This is a genomic window from Micromonospora sp. NPDC000121 (assembly GCF_042899165.1).
Classification (GTDB): Bacteria; Actinomycetota; Actinomycetes; order Mycobacteriales; family Micromonosporaceae; genus Micromonospora.
In genome coordinates this window covers 210,673-225,416 of record NZ_JBIAZP010000001.1, presented here as the reverse complement: position 1 = coordinate 225,416, position 14,744 = coordinate 210,673, and the positions used below count along the sequence as shown (strand labels likewise).

At 74.1% G+C, this 14,744-nt stretch carries 11 protein-coding genes and 2 tRNA genes; 3 read left to right on the top strand and 10 right to left on the bottom strand.

All coding sequences use genetic code 11. The features are described from left to right. Positions 1-10 precede the first annotated feature (10 nt). Positions 11-1,408 (bottom strand): MFS transporter, encoded by a 1,398-nt coding sequence (locus ACFY23_RS01100; RefSeq protein WP_350677691.1) that lies wholly within the window; start codon positions 1,406-1,408, stop codon positions 11-13. Between the two features lie 187 nt (positions 1,409-1,595). Then, positions 1,596-1,856 (bottom strand): hypothetical protein, encoded by a 261-nt coding sequence (locus tag ACFY23_RS01095; RefSeq protein ID WP_350677693.1) that lies wholly within the window; start codon positions 1,854-1,856, stop codon positions 1,596-1,598. A 218-nt stretch (positions 1,857-2,074) separates the two neighbouring features. On the opposite strand from ACFY23_RS01095, the gene ACFY23_RS01090 reads away from it, so the two are divergent. Then, on the top strand, positions 2,075-6,571 hold the full coding sequence (locus ACFY23_RS01090) for an HAD-IC family P-type ATPase (protein ID WP_350677696.1): 4,497 nt from the start codon (positions 2,075-2,077) through the stop codon (positions 6,569-6,571). A 59-nt stretch (positions 6,572-6,630) separates the two neighbouring features. Next, entirely contained in the window at positions 6,631-7,434 is an 804-nt protein-coding gene (locus ACFY23_RS01085; RefSeq protein ID WP_350677699.1) for an MBL fold metallo-hydrolase, read from the top strand. Positions 7,435-7,549: 115 nt separating this feature from the next. On the opposite strand, the gene ACFY23_RS01080 is transcribed toward ACFY23_RS01085, so the two are convergent. Beyond that, on the bottom strand, positions 7,550-7,969 hold the full coding sequence (locus ACFY23_RS01080; RefSeq protein ID WP_350677701.1) for a CBS domain-containing protein: 420 nt from the start codon (positions 7,967-7,969) through the stop codon (positions 7,550-7,552). Positions 7,970-8,087: 118 nt separating this feature from the next. Then, a complete protein-coding gene (locus ACFY23_RS01075) occupies positions 8,088-9,074 on the bottom strand; it encodes an L-threonylcarbamoyladenylate synthase (protein WP_350677704.1) in 987 nt (328 codons plus the stop codon). A gap of 103 nt (positions 9,075-9,177) precedes the next feature. Here ACFY23_RS01075 and ACFY23_RS01070 point away from each other — a divergent pair, with 103 nt between their 5' ends. Beyond that, positions 9,178-10,032 (top strand): HAD family hydrolase, encoded by an 855-nt coding sequence (locus ACFY23_RS01070; RefSeq protein WP_350677706.1) that lies wholly within the window; start codon positions 9,178-9,180, stop codon positions 10,030-10,032. On the opposite strand, the gene ACFY23_RS01065 is transcribed toward ACFY23_RS01070, so the two are convergent. The 6 genes from ACFY23_RS01065 to gyrA all read right to left on the bottom strand — a co-directional run bounded on the left by ACFY23_RS01065 (position 10,029) and on the right by gyrA (position 14,684). Continuing rightward, on the bottom strand, positions 10,029-10,436 hold the full coding sequence (locus tag ACFY23_RS01065) for a hypothetical protein (protein WP_350677709.1): 408 nt from the start codon (positions 10,434-10,436) through the stop codon (positions 10,029-10,031). The genes ACFY23_RS01070 and ACFY23_RS01065 overlap by 4 nt on opposite strands. 239 nt (positions 10,437-10,675) lie before the next feature. Then, a tRNA-Ala gene (locus tag ACFY23_RS01060) sits at positions 10,676-10,751 on the bottom strand. A gap of 41 nt (positions 10,752-10,792) precedes the next feature. Continuing rightward, positions 10,793-10,921 carry a DLW-39 family protein gene (locus tag ACFY23_RS01055; protein WP_208818042.1) on the bottom strand — a complete coding sequence of 43 codons (129 nt, stop codon included), beginning with the start codon at positions 10,919-10,921 and terminating at the stop codon, positions 10,793-10,795. Between the two features lie 44 nt (positions 10,922-10,965). Further along, positions 10,966-11,039, bottom strand: a tRNA-Ile gene (locus tag ACFY23_RS01050). A gap of 221 nt (positions 11,040-11,260) precedes the next feature. Then, positions 11,261-12,160, bottom strand: a complete 900-nt coding sequence (locus ACFY23_RS01045) for a DUF3566 domain-containing protein (RefSeq protein ID WP_350677711.1) — start codon at positions 12,158-12,160, stop codon at positions 11,261-11,263. Positions 12,161-12,164: 4 nt separating this feature from the next. Then, entirely contained in the window at positions 12,165-14,684 is a 2,520-nt protein-coding gene (gyrA, locus tag ACFY23_RS01040; protein ID WP_350677714.1) for a DNA gyrase subunit A, read from the bottom strand. Positions 14,685-14,744: the final 60 nt, after the last annotated feature.

Below are 14,744 nucleotides of genomic sequence, written 5' to 3'. Positions count from 1 at the left end.
GACGCGGCGGTCAGCCGGGCGCGCGGATTCCGGATGCCCCGGGCACCACGCGGCCGGCGAGCAGGGCGCCCGCCAGGGCCAGCCCGCCCGCCACCGCGAGCGTGCCGGCGTAGCTGCCCGGTCCCGGGGCCGCCCCGGCGGCGAGCACCGCGCCGGTGAGCGCCAGCACGGTCGCGGCGAAGAGCGAGTCGCCCAGTTGCAGGGACGAGCTGTTGCGTCCCTGCTCGCCCGGGGCGGACAGCTCCAGGGTGAGCACCGACAGCGAGGGGTAGAGCAGCCCCATGCCGAGCCCGGCGACGGCCCAGCCGAGCACCCCGACCCACACCGGCACCGCCGGCGCGACCGCAAGCGTCACCACGGCGATGCCGACCGTGATGCAGGCCAGCCCCGCTCTCGGCAGGGTGGCCCGGGAGCGCGGCGCGGGCATCCGTCCCTGCACCCAGGAGCCCACCGACCAGGCGAGCGCGCCGGTGGTGAGGACCAGGCCGGCCTCCGTCGGCGACAGCCCGCGCTCCCGGGAGAGCATCAGCGGGATCACCACCTCGGCGCCGACGAACGCCGCCGAGGCCAGGCCGCGCAGCCCGATCACCGTCGGCAGGCCCCGGCCGGCCCGCAGGAACCCGGCCGGCAGCAGCCGCGGCGCGCAGACCAGCAGACCGACCAGTGCCAGGGCCACCAGGCCGCCGGCGGCGGCACCGCGCTGCTGGCCCCCGATGTGCAGCAGTGCGGCGCTCACCCCCGCCCCGCAGGCCCAGCCGATCCGGGCCGCCGCGCCGGCCGGCAGCCCGGTCGGCGTGGCCGCGCCGATCGCGCGCAGCCCGGGGTGGATCAGCAGCACCGCCGGCACCGCCACCACCGGCACCGCCAGGAAGACCCACCGCCAACCGAGGTGCTCGACGATCAGCCCGGCCAGCGCCGGCCCGACCAGCGACGGTACGACCCACGCGGCGGCGAACGCCGCGAAGATCCGCCGGTGCAGCACCTCCGGGTACGCCTGCCCGACGATGACATAGAGGGCCACCGAGAGCAGACCGGAGCCGAACCCCTGCACGATCCGGCCGGCCACCAGGGCGCCCATGGCGGTGGCGCTGCCGGCGATGACCAGCCCCACCACGAACCAGACGAGCCCGTGCCACATCGGCGCCCTGGGTCCCCGGGCGTCGCACCAGATGCCGGAGGCGACCATCGCCAGCACGCCGGCCGCGAACGGGCCCCCGAAGGCGATCCCGTAGAGGGCCAGCCCGTCGAGGCTGCGGGCGACGGTCGGCATCGCGGTGCCCACCGCGAGCGCCTCGAACGCGAGCAGCGAGACCAGCGCGACGCTGCCGACCGTCATCGCCCGCAGCCGGGGCGCGAAGAGGCCGGCCGCGGGCGGGACCGGGACGGCCGGCGCCGCCGTGGCGGTCACCGCCGGCCCGCCGATGGAGCGGTCGCGAATGGCCGAGACACCGCTGCCGGGCGGAGCACCCGGTACGGCCGGCGGCGGGCGCGGACCCAGGGGTTCGCCGGACCCACCTCGAAGCGGAGCAGTTCGATCGACATGAGATCAGCCTGGGACCTCAACCCGCATTGAGGTCAAGGGTGACCCGGCTCTCTCAGGCCGCCTCCAACGCCTCTCCGAGCCCCTTCGCCAGGCCGGACAGGTGCTGGTCGGCCAGCAGGTGGCCGGCGGTGATCACCAGCGCCAGCGGCCACTCGATGACCTGGAGCGCAGCGAGCGCCCCGAGGCCCGCGTAGTAGGCGAGCTTGTCCGGCGGCGGGACGGCGACCTCCCCCAGCCCCGGAAGCTCCACCCGTCGGGTGAACGCCCGGATCGTCTCGTGCACGCCGCTGAGCGGTCGCGTCAGTGTGCTCATTCCGGCCTCCCCGATGACGGTGACAGTGGATCCGGGATTCCACCGGCACGGCCGTCCATGCACCGCCAATGGGGAAAACTTCCCCTGCTCGGGGGGCATAACGGGCGGTCCGCCGGGAAGCCAGGCCGCCGGAGCGGAGGCGTGGGAGGCGAGATGGCGTACGGCGGGAGCAGCAGCAGCGGGGGGCCTGACCGGCGCCTGTCCGGTCGTACGCCTCGATGACCTCGCTGGGCCGAGCCGCCGGCCGGCTCCTGCCGCCGGTCGCCGTACCGCAGGTCGTCGGCGAGGCGTCCCGGAGCGTCGGCGCCGCCGCCACCCGACTGGCCCGGGTGGCCGGGCTGACCAAGCGTCGGGTCTGGTCCCGGCCCGGGCGGCACCACATCGAGGTGCACGGCGTCTGCCAGGACGGCGGCGACACCCTCGCCCGGCAGGTCGAGGCCGCGCTGGAGCGGGTGCCGGGGGTGGAGTGGGCCCGGGTCAACGCCCCGTCCGGCCGCGTGGTCGTGGCCGTCGGTACGCCGGAGCCGAAGCTGCGCGACCTCATCGCGACCGTCGCCCGCGCGGAACGCGCCTGTCCCCACGAGCCGGACCCGGAGATCCCGCCGCCGCACCCGCCCGAGGAGGGGCCGCGCACGCCGCGCACGCTCGGCGGGCTGGCCTCCGACGCCCTGGGCCTGACCATCTCCGCCGCCACCCGGATCCTGCCGTTCACCCCGGTGCCCGGGGAGGTCGCCGGGCTGCTCGGCGCGGTCGACCTGCACCCGAGGCTGCACGCGCTGGCCGACCGGGGGCTGCGCGCCGATCCCCGCGCCGACCTGCTTTTCCCGCTCGCCGAGGCGGTCGTGCAGGGTCTGACCGGCGGCTGGACCGGAATCGTGCTCGACGGCGCGCAGCGGGTGGTGCAGTGGGGTGAGGCGCGGGCCCAGCTCCGGGCCTGGGCGCAGGCGGAGCCACGGCTGACCGGGGATCCGGAGCGGGCCGTCGCCCGGACGCCGAAGGTCGAGCGCCCCCGCCCGAAGCCGGACGGCCCCGCCGAGAAGTACGTCAGCCGGATGATCACCGCCGGTGCCGCCGCCGCGGCCGCCGCGACGCCGGTGGTGGGCCGGAAGCGGGCCGCCGCGCTGGGCCTCTCCGCGCTGCCGAAGGCTCCCGGCAGCGGCCGCGAGGGCTACGCCGCGCAGCTCGGCCGGATCCTCGCCCGGCGTGGGGTGATCGCGATGGACCGCAGCGTGCTGCGCGAGCTCGACCGGATCGACACGCTGGTGCTGGACGCGTCGGTGCTCGGCTCCGACCGGGGCGTCCTGGCGGACCTGGCGCCGCTGGTCGGGGCGGACCCCGGGCAGGTGGCGACGCGCGCGTTCACGCTCTTCGACCCGGCCGCCCCGTGGACGCTGCGGCACGCCGACGGCTGGCGGCTCGGGCCGCTGGACGAGTTGGACGCCGGGGACCCGGGCGACACCGCGGACAGCCGCCGGCTGCGCGAGGGCGGCGGATCCCTGCTCGGGCTGACCGACGGCGACACCCTCGCGGCCGTGCTGCGGGTCGAGCCGGAGCCCGCGCCGGGCGTGGACGCCCTGCCGACCGCCGCCCGCCAGGCCGGCCTGCGGGTGGTCGTGGCCGGCGACGACGACCGGCGGTACGGCTTCGCCGATGCCCACCTGCCCGGCGGCGACCGGCTGGCCGAGTCGGTGCGGACGCTGCAGTTCGCCGGGGCGGTGGCGATGGTGGTCTCCGGCGACCGGGCCGCGCTCGGCGTCGCCGACTGCGGCCTGGGCATCTCCGCCCCCGAGGACCTGCCGCCCTGGGGCGCGCACCTGCTGGTCGGCACGGACCTGCGGGTGGTGGCGCTGGTGATCGAGGCGACCGGGGTGGCCCGCCGGATGACCCGGCAGAACATCGGCCTGGCCCTGGCCGGCACGGGCCTCGGCGCGCTGGGGGCGTTCACCGCCGCCCCCGCCCAGCTACCCGGCCGTTCCCTCGCCGCCGTGAACGGCGCGGCCGCGCTGGCCTTCGCGCACGGCGTCGTACGGGCGCGCCGGCTGCCCGACCCGACGGACTCCCCGGTGCCGACGGTCACCGCCTGGCACCTGATGCCGGCCTCGGCCGTCCTCGACCAGCTCGGCACCGCACCGGACGGGCTCGCCACGGCCGAGGCCGAGCGCCGCCGGAGCGACGGGACGGGGCAGCCCGCCGGGCCGCCCGGGCTGCTGCGCGCCTTCGTCGACGAGCTGGCCAACCCGCTGACGCCGGTGCTCGCCGCCGGGGCGGTGCTCTCCGCCACCTTCGGCTCGCTGGTCGACGCCGCCCTGGTCGGCGGGGTGGTCGGGGGGTCCGCGCTGCTCGGCGCGGTGCACCAGCACAACACCGAGCGGTCGCTGGCCGAGCTGCTGTCCCGCTCGGCGGTGACCGCGCGGGTGCGCCGAGACGGCACGGAACGGGTGCTGCCCGCCGAGGACCTGGTGGCGGGGGACGTGGTCCTCCTCGAACCGGGGGACGCCGTCCCGGCCGACTGCCGGGTGCTGGAGTCGGCCGGCCTGGAGACCGACGAGTCCTCGCTCACCGGCGAGTCGCTGCCGGTCGGCAAGACCGACCAGCCGGTCGTCGCCGCGGCCGTCGCCGACCGACGGTCCATGCTCTACGAGGGGACCACCGTCGCCGCCGGCCACGGGACGGCGGTGGTGGTGGCGACGGGCGCGGACACCGAGGCCGGGCGGAGCCTGGCGATGGCCCGGCAGGCCCCGCCGGCGAGCGGCGTGGAGGCCCGACTGGGCAGGCTGACCCGGGCGGCGATCCCGCTGGCCGCCAGCTCGGCGGTGGCGGTGGCCGGCGCGGGCCTGCTGCGGGGCGTGCCGCTGGCGGCGACCGCCGCGACCGCCGCGAACCTGGCCGTCGCCTCCGTGCCGGAGGGGCTGCCGTTCCTGGTCAGCGCCGCCCAGTTGGCCGCCGCGCGGCGGCTGGCGGAGCACGGCGCGCTGGTCCGCAACCCGCGCACCATTGAGGCGCTCGGCCGGGTGGACGTGCTTTGCTTCGACAAGACCGGCACGCTCACGGAAGGGCAGTTGAGGCTCGCCGGGGTCGGCGACGACAGCCGGTACGCCCCGGTCGACGGCCTCGACGACGGCCGGCGTGCCATTCTCGCCGCCGCCCTGCGGGCCACCCCGGCCGCCGACCCGCACGAGCTGGCCCAACAGACCGACCGCGCGGTCCGCTACGGCGCCCAGGCGGCGGGGGTGGCCGAACAGACCGGCGCGGACGGGTGGGAGCCGGTCGATACCCTGCCGTTCGAGCCGTCCCGGGGGTACCACGCCACCGTCGGCCGCGCCGGAGGCCGGCTGCTGCTCAGCGTGAAGGGGGCCCCGGAGTCGGTGCTGCCCCGGTGCTCCGCCTGGCGTACGCCGGGGGGACGCGACGAGCCGCTCGACGACGAGGGGCGCGACGGGCTGCACGCGACGCTCGCCGACCGGGCGGGGGCGGGGCACCGGATCCTCGCCGTGGCCGAGTGCCGGGTCTCGTCACCCGACGTCACCGACGAGCAGGTGCGCGACCTGACCTTCCTCGGCTACCTGGCCCTCGCCGACGGGGTGCGGGAGAGCGCCGCCCCGGCCGTGCGCCGGATCCGCCAGGCCGGCGTGCACACGATCATGATCACCGGTGACCACCCGGCGACCGCCGAGGCGATCGCGGCCACCATCAGCGACCACGACGAGCAGCGGGTGGTCACCGCGACGGAACTCGACCGGCTCGACGACGAGGCCCTCGCGGCCCGGCTGGCCGCCACGGACGTGGTGGCCCGGTGCACCCCCGCGCACAAGGTGCGCATCATCCAGGCGTTGCAGAAGTGTGGGCGTACGGTCGCGATGACCGGGGACGGGGCCAACGACGCGCCGGCGATCCGGCTGGCCGACGTGGGCATCGCGCTCGGCCAGCGGGGCACCCCGGCGGCCCGCGCGGCCGCCGACCTGGTGGTCACCGACGACCGGTTGGAGACCATCATCGCCACGCTGGTCGAGGGCCGGGCGATGTGGTCCTCGGTACGCCACGCGCTCAGCATCCTGGTCGGCGGCAACCTCGGCGAGATCGCGTTCAGCGTGCTCACCGCCGCCGCCACCGGCCGATCGGCGCTCACCGGGCGACAGCTCCTCCTGGTCAACCTGCTCACCGACCTCGCCCCGGCGCTGGCGATCGCGGTCCGGCCCCCGGCCGCGGACCACACCGACGGCCTGCTGCGGGAGGGCCCGGACACCTCCCTCGGCGAGACGATGACCCGCGAGATCGGGCTGCGCGCTGCCGCCACCACGCTGGGCGCCACCGCCGGCTGGACGTTGGCCCGCTACACCGGGCGGCGCCGGCGGGCGGGCACGGTCGCGCTGGTGTCGCTGGTCGGCACCCAGCTCGGGCAGACCGTGCTGGCCGGCGGCACCAGCCCGGCCGTGCTCGCCTCCACCGCCGCGTCGCTCGGGGTGCTGGCGGCGGTCGTGCAGACGCCCGGGGTCAGCCAGTTCTTCGGCTGCACGCCCCTCGGCCCGGTCGGCTGGACCATCGCCACGGGCTCGGCGCTCGGCGCGACCTTCGCCAACGGCGCGCTCACCCGCCTGGTGGAACGCCTGCCGCAGTCCGGCCCGCACACCGGAGGCTCCGACCCCGACCCGGACAGCACCGAAGAGCCCGACCCCGACGGGCCGGGGCGGCCGGACGCCGACCGGGGAGCCCGGTGACCGCCACCCGTCCGCATGTCCGCGTCGAACGACGGGTACGGCGATCAGTGGAGGTGGGTATGTTGACGACGCAGCCGCAGGTCACGTTCATCGGCACCGCCACCACGGTGCTGCGCATCGGCGGGTTCACCCTGCTGACCGACCCCAACTTCCTGCACCGGGGGCAGCGCGCGTACCTGGGCAAGGGGCTCTGGTCGCGCCGGCGCACCGACCCGGCGCTGCGGATCGCCGAACTGCCGTCGCTGGACGCGGTGGTCCTGTCCCACCTGCACGGCGACCACTTCGACCGGGTGGCGCGCCGGGGCCTCGACCGGGAACTGCCGATCGTCACCACGCCCGAGGCCGAGCGGAAGCTGCGCCGATGGGGATTCCGGGCCGCCGAGGGCCTGGCCACCTGGCGCTCGCGGGAGCTGCGCCGGGGCGGAGAGACGCTGCGGCTGACCTCGATGCCGGGGAAGCACGGGCCGGGCGCGCTGGGCCTGCTGCTGCCCGACGTGATGGGCACGCTGATCGACCTGGAACGTGACGGCAGCCGCGAGTTCCGCCTCTACGTCACGGGCGACACCCTCAACCGACCGATGCTGGCCGAGATCCCCGAGCGGTACCCGGACATCGACGCCATGCTGATCCACCTCGGCGGCACGCGGATCGCCGGCATCCTGCTCACCATGGACGCCCGGCAGGGCGCCGACCTCGTCGAGCTGGTCCGGCCGAAGCTCACCGTGCCGATCCACTACGACGACTACCGGGTGTTCCGCTCGCCCCTGGGCCACTTCGTGGCGGAGGCCCGCCGACGGGGCCTGGCCGGCTGCGTCCGCACCATCGCCCGCGGCGAGACCGTGCCGCTCACCCCGACGGCCTGACCCGCTGCCGACCCGGGGCGCGGGGCGCCCGCCGCCGAGGTCCCGGCCTTCTCCGCGTACGCCGATCGCCGCCTCCCGGCGGGGCCGGAGGGCGGCGATCAGTCGTGACGTGCGGTCAGCCGCGCTCGGAGATGGCCTCGATGAGGTCACCCACGGGACGCTCGGGCAGGGAGCGGGCCACGTCGGCGACGGCCACGATGCCGACGAGTTCGTGCCCGTCGATCACCGGCAGCCGGCGCACCTTGTGCTGACTCATGGTCCGCAGGATCTCGGCCGCGTCGTCGTCCGCGCCGATGGTCACCGCCTCGCCCTGGGCCAGCTCACCGGCGGTGACGCCGCCCGGATCGCGGCCCTCGGCGAGCACCCTCACCACGATGTCGCGGTCGGTCAGCATCCCCTTGAGCCGGTTGTCGTCCCCACAGATCGGCAGCGAGCCCACGCCCAACTGGGCCATCTGCTTGGCGGCCGTCCTGAGGTCGTCCTGCTCACGGATGCAGGTCACGTCGTTCGTCATGATCTCGCGTGCGGTCGGCATTGGCATGACACCTCACTTCCGGGGGGTTGTTGCCGTTTCTCCTACCCCCGCCGCCCCGGCCCATGCACCGGAGCAGGTGCGCGGACCACTCGCCCGCGCGGCGTCGAGCCCCGGGGCGTCAGCCCGCCGGGTGCCAGGTGGCGGCGGCGCGGCGCAGCCTGTCGTTGATCGCGCGGCCGACACCGGCCTCCGGGACCGGCTCGACCACGATCTCGGCGACCCCGGTGGCGTCCAGTTCGTGCAGCGCGTCGAACAGCCGCGCGGCAGCCTCGGTCAGGTCGCCGGCGGCGGAGAGCACCTCGACCGCCGCCCAGTCGCCCGCCGGCGGCTCGCGGAAGGCCAGGAAGCCGCGCCGGACCCCGTCGGCCGCCGGCGGCTCCCCGCCCGACGCCAACCGCAACGGCGTACGCGGGGCGTAGTGCGCCGCCAGCGTGCCGGGCGCGACCGGCTGCCCGGAACTTCCGGGGCGTACGGTCACCGGGCCGACGGCCTCCTCCAGCGCCTCCAGCGGCAGCGCGCCGAGCCGCAGCACCACCGGCCGTTCGCCCCGGGCGTCCACGATGGTCGACTCGATCCCGCACCGCGTCGGCCCGCCGTCGAGCACCACGTCCACGGCCGCGCCCAGGCCCCGCACCACGTGCTCGGCCCGCGTCGGGCTGAGCTGGCCGAACCGGTTCGCGCTCGGCGCCGCCACCGGCACCCCGGCCTCGGCGATCAGCGCCCGCGCGTACGCGTTGTCCGGCACCCGGGCCGCCATCGTCGCCAGCCCGGAGGTGACGATCGGCGGGATCGCCGCCGGCCGGTCCACGATCAGCGTGAGCGGCCCCGGCCAGAAGCGCTCGGCCAGCGCCGCCACCGCCGCCGGCACCGCCCCGACCAGCTTCTCCAGCTCGGCCGCGTCGGCGAGGTGCGTGATCAGCGGGTCGAAGCTGGGCCGTGCCTTCGCCTCGAAGATCCGGGCGGCCGCACGGGCATCCAGCGCGTTCGCGCCGAGCCCGTAGACGGTCTCGGTGGGAAAGGCCACCAACCCGCCGGTACGCAGGACGGAAGCGGCCTCGGCGATGCCGCTGTCGGCCGGGAGCACGCGCGGGGATCCGGTGGTCACGGCTCGACGCTAACGTGCCGGGGCGGCCGGCTGGTGGGCGGCCGTCCAGAACTGTGACCGCCGACCACCGCTCCTTTTCCCCTCCGTACGCGAGGATGGCGGCATGCTCCGTCTTCCTCGGGCTCTCCTGCTGGACTTCGGCGGTGTGCTGGCGGATGCGCCGCCACAGCAGCCCGCCCCGCCCGCGCTGGTGCGACGACTGTCCCGGCTCGTCGACGGCGCGGTCCCGGGCGAGCAGATCGCCCGGGACCTGGCCGAGGGCGCGCGGTCGTACGCCCTGTGGCGCGACGACGTGGGCAGGACGGACGATCCCGTCGAGCTGCCGCACGACCGGGTGTGGGGCGACTTCGTGACCCGCTCCTGGCCGCAGGTAGCCCGCGACGCCGTCGAGCGGGAGGCGACCGCGCTGGCGTACGCCTGGACCTGGCGGGAGGAGTGGGCCGTGCGTCCCGGCATCCCCGAGGCGTTGCGCCACGCCGCCGGCGCCGGCCTCCCGATGGCGGTCGTCAGCAACACGCTGTGCGGCGCCGCCCACCGGGACTTCCTCGCCTCCGCCGGACTCTCCGGCCTGTTCGGGGCCGAGTTCTACAGCGACGAGGCCGGGCCCCGGAAGCCGAATCCGGAGCTGGCGCTCCGGGCGGCCCGCGCCCTCGCGGTGCCGATCGACGGCTGCTGGTTCGTCGGTGACAGCGTGCACCGTGACGTCGTCTGCGCCCGTCGCGCCGGAGTCGGCGCGGCGATCCTGATGCGGTCGCCCCGCACGGACCGGGAGGCGGCGCTTCCCGGCGTCGAACCGGACGTGAGGATCGAGGACGGCCACGGGCTCCTCGCGTTGCTGCGCCGGGCCGGGGGCCAAGATCAGGGCACCCCGACAAGCGCCGGGAAACCTTGCCAGCGCGGCGCGCTCTGGACGTCCGACCCGTCGGGCAACGACCCGCCGGGCACACCGAATGGCTAGTCCGTATCCCAGTCGGAGGAAGCCGAGACCTCGTAGGGAATTGTCGCCAAGACCTCGGCGGGTCCCTCCAGCTTCCACATCCGGACGCAGCAGCCGCAGCCGCCTTCCTCTTCGACATAGGTCAGAGCGTTCCGGTTGGTGTTCAGCCAGACCTCAGCCGCCTCGACCTCGCTCGGCTTGTCTACGGAGACCGCCATGGTTTGCCGGATCACAGCCAGCACCGTAGCGCGCGAGACCGGGTTGATGGCGGCGTCGTCCATCGACCAGTGGTACTGCACATCGCCGCTGAGCCCGTGGTCGGAAACCATCGCTGCTTGCCGCCGCCCGACCCTGTCGCGAGCCGCCGAGGCAACCAACTCCCACAACTCATGGTCATGCACAGCTTGCTGATCCGCGTGATCCATGGCCCTCCCGCCCTCGCGGCACAGCCCGCACAGCCGGCGGCCAGAACCTACCGACCCGCAAAGTCGGCACGGTAAAACTAGGTCAACCGTCAAGCATGTCCTGGGACGGGTCTGTCGAGCATGTGGTGGGACAGCGCGGGCTCGCCAGGCTGCCTCGGCCATCGACCGAATCCTGGGCGCGGAGGGGACGGCGTGACCGCTTGGCTGTACTCGGGACCGAGATCAACCGAGGAAAGTGCTGGTGGAGCCCAGGGGACTCGAACCCCTAACCCCTGCCTTGCAAAGGCAGTGCTCTGCCAGTTGAGCTAGGGCCCCAAGGCGGACGGTGCCGCCGGTGCGGGCAGTGGCTGGCGCGATCAGCGCAGGTCGGGCGCGGTGGTCGCCTCGTGCCAGAGGGCGCGCTCGTCGTTGGAAGCCTTGATCTTCTTGGCGACCACGGCCGCCACCCCGACGACGCCGGCCAGGATCAGAAGCTTCTTGAACATTGGGGCCTACCCCTCGCGCTCGACTGCCGTCGGACGATGTGCGGTGGGGCTAGCTGGAATCGAACCAGCGACCTCAGAGTTATCAGCTCTGCGCTCTAACCGACTGAGCTATAGCCCCGCGTAGCGACGAGCAACATTAACCCATCCGCCCGCCCGGCCCCAAATCGGGGGCCACCCGGGCATCCGGTGTCGCCGTCGCCCCTGAACCTACCTGAGGCGCCGCGACCGGCCCAGGTGATTTCGCCGCCCACACGGCACGGCACGAGGCCCGGCGCCTGCTTCCCGACGCACGGAAGCCGGGGCTCCGCGCTTCGGCGGTGCCCCGGCTTCCGGGATGGATCAGTCGCGCTCGGCGAGGGTCAGCTCGATGCCCCCGACCAGGTCGGCGCAGACGTTGTAGACGAACGCCCCGAGCGTGGCGAGCGCCGTGAACAGCACGACGTTGACCAGGCCGATCAGCGCCGAGCTGAGGATCACGCCCTTGGCGGTGATCTGGAAGCCGCTGGTGCTCTGGCCGCCGCCCGCGCTGACCAGGTCGGTCAGGCTGTCGTTGACGCTGGTGAACACGCCCATCGCGTCGAGGGCCAGGTAGAGCACCGACGTGGCCACCACCACGACGATGAAGAGCACCACCGAGACGGCGAAGGCGAACTTCATCACGGACCAGGGGTCGATCCGCTTGAGGTTCAGCCGGGCCCGGCGCGGTCCGCGCGACGCGGCCGAGCTGACCGACGTACGCGCCGCGCGTACCGCCTCGCCCACGCGCGCGGCCCCGACGGCGGCCGCGCTGCTGATGCCCGGCGGCAGGCCGCCGCCGTTGGCCGGCCGGCCGGTGCCGGTCGGACGGCCGCCGTCCGGCTGCGGCTTGGCCGTGCCGGTGACGCGGGGCTGGGTGCCGGTGGCGGTGCCCGTGATCCGCGGCTGTGTGCCGGTGGCGCCGGTCGGCTGGCCGGCGCCGACCTTCAACGGCTGGGTCGTCGTCGGCTTGGCGGCGGGGGCCGGCTTGTCGACCCCCACCGTCTCGGTCCTGTCCGCCGCGTCCGCGTCCTCGGAGGGCTTGTCCGGCGGCGGTGTCATGCCGGGGGCCCGGGTGAATTTCGGGGCAGGCGCGTCGGCGGGGACCGTCGCCCGGCCCACGGCCGCGCGGCCGGTCGCTGGTGTGCCGCTCTTGGCGGCCTCCTCGTCGACCGGGTTGGCCGAGGTCCCCGTGTTCCCCGACTTCGCCTGTGTCTCCGTCATTCAACTAGTCCTGTTCGTCAGGCTCGTCGGCATTGCGAGCAATCGCCACGATAGTCACGCCGTCCGGAAGGTCCATCAGCTTGACCCCCATTGTGTTCCGATCACGCGTACGGCGTACAGGCTTCACCGGAGTCCGAATGACACCACCGTTGCTGGTGATCGCGAACAGCTCGTCGTCCGGGTCGATCACCACCGCGCCGACCAGACCACCACGTCGCTCGGTGATCTTCGCAGTCAGCACGCCCTTACCTCCCCGGCCCTGGACCGGGTATTCCTCGATCGGGGTACGTTTCGCGTAACCCCCGTTCGTGGCCACCAGGACGTCCAGCCCCTCGCGGACCACCTCCATGGCCAGCAGGACGTCGTCCTCGCTGAAGCGCATGCCGATCACGCCCGAGGTGGCCCGGCCCATCGGGCGCAGCGCCTCGTCGCTCGCGTTGAACCGGATCGCCTGCGCGTTCTTGGAGACCAGCAGCAGATCCTCCTCCGGAGCGACCAGCGCCGCCCCGACCAGCTCGTCCTCGTCGCGCAGGTTGATCGCGATGATGCCGCCGGACCGGGGGGAGTCGAACTCCTCGAGCCTCGTCTTCTTCACCAGGCCGTTCTTCGTGGCGAGCACCAGGTAGGGAGCCACCTGGTAGTTCGGGATCTCGATGATCTGCGCGATCTGCTCGTCGGCCTGGAACGCGAGCAGGTTCGCCACGTGCTGGCCCTTGGCCACCCTACTGGCCTCGGGCAGCTCGTACGCCTTGGCCCGGTAGACCCGACCCTTGTTGGTGAAGAACAGGATCCAGTCGTGGGTCGAGCAGACGAAGAAGTGGCTGACGATGTCGTCCTGCCGCAGCGTCGCCCCGCTGACGCCCTTGCCGCCGCGCCGCTGGGAGCGGTAGAGGTCGACCTTGGTCCGCTTGGCGTAGCCGGTGCGGGTGATGGTGACGACCACGTCCTCGCGGGCGATGAGGTCCTCCATCGAGACCTCGCCCTCGAACGGCACGATCTTCGTCCGCCGGTCGTCGCCCCACTTCGCGACGATCTCGCCGAGTTCCTCGGAGACGATCTTCCGCTGCCGCTCGGGCTTGGCGAGGATGTCCTTGAGGTCGGCGATCTCCAGCTCCAGCTTGGCCAGGTCGTCGAGGATCCGCTGGCGTTCCAGCGCGGCGAGCCGGCGCAGCTGCATGTCGAGGATCGCGGTCGCCTGGATCTCGTCGATCTCCAGCAGCCGGATCAGGCCCTGCCGGGCGTCCTCCACCGTGGGCGAGCGCCGGATCAGGGCGATGACCTCGTCGAGGGCGTCCAGCGCCTTGGCCAGACCGCGCAGGATGTGCGCCCGCTCCTCGGCCTTGCGCAGCCGGAACGCCGTCCGCCGGCGGATCACGTCGATCTGGTGGTCGACGTAGTAGCGGATGAACTGGGCGAGGTTGAGCGTGCGCGGCACCCCGTCGACCAGCGCCAGCATGTTGGCGCCGAAGGTCTCCTGGAGCTGGGTGTGCTTGTAGAGGTTGTTCAGCACCACCTTGGCGACCGCGTCGCGCTTGAGCACGAGCACGATCCGCATGCCCGTACGCCCGGAGGACTCGTCGCGGATGTCGGCGATGCCGCCGAGCTTGCCCTCCTTGATCAGCTCGGCGATCCGCTCGGCCAGGTTGTCGGGGTTGACCTGGTAGGGCAGCTCGCTGACCACCAGGCAGGGACGGCCACGCTTGTCCTCCTCGACCTCCACCACGGCGCGCATCCGGATCGACCCGCGCCCGGTGCGGTACGCGTCCTGGATGCCGGACTGGCCGACGATCAGGCCGTGGGTGGGGAAGTCGGGCCCCTTGACGATCTCCAGCAACGCTTCGAGGGTGGTGGCCTCGTCGGCGTCCGGGTGCTCCAGGCACCACTGCACGGCCGCGCCGATCTCGCGCAGGTTGTGCGGCGGGATCTTGGTGGCCATGCCGACCGCGATGCCCTCGGAGCCGTTGACCAGCAGGTTGGGGATCCGCGACGGCAGGATCGTGGGCTCCTTGGCCCGGCCGTCGTAGTTGTCCTGCAGGTCGACGGTGTCCTCGTCGATGTCCCGCAGCATCTCCATCGCCAGCGGGTCGAGCTTGCACTCCGTGTACCGCATGGCGGCAGCCGGGTCGTTGCCGGGCGAGCCGAAGTTGCCGTTGCCGTCCACCAGCGGGTAGCGCAGGGACCAGGGCTGCGCCATGCGGACCAGCGCGTCGTAGATCGCCGAGTCGCCGTGCGGGTGGAACTGACCCATCACGTCGCCGACGACGCGGGAGCACTTCACGTAGCCGCGGTCCGGGCGGTAGCCGGAGTCGAACATGGCGTAGAGGATCTTGCGGTGGACCGGCTTGAGCCCGTCCCGGACGTCCGGCAGCGCCCGCCCGACGATGACGCTCATGGCGTAGTCGAGGTAGGAGCGCTGCATCTCCACCTCGAGCCCGACCGGCTCGATGCGGTCGTGCGCGACGACGGCACCGGCGGTCTCGGGGACCTCGGGCTCGTTCGGTGTGGACTCGGGGGTATCGGTCACTGTTAACCCTTATCAGACTCAGAGTCGTTTTCGTGCTGTGGATAACGGCTGTGGAAACCG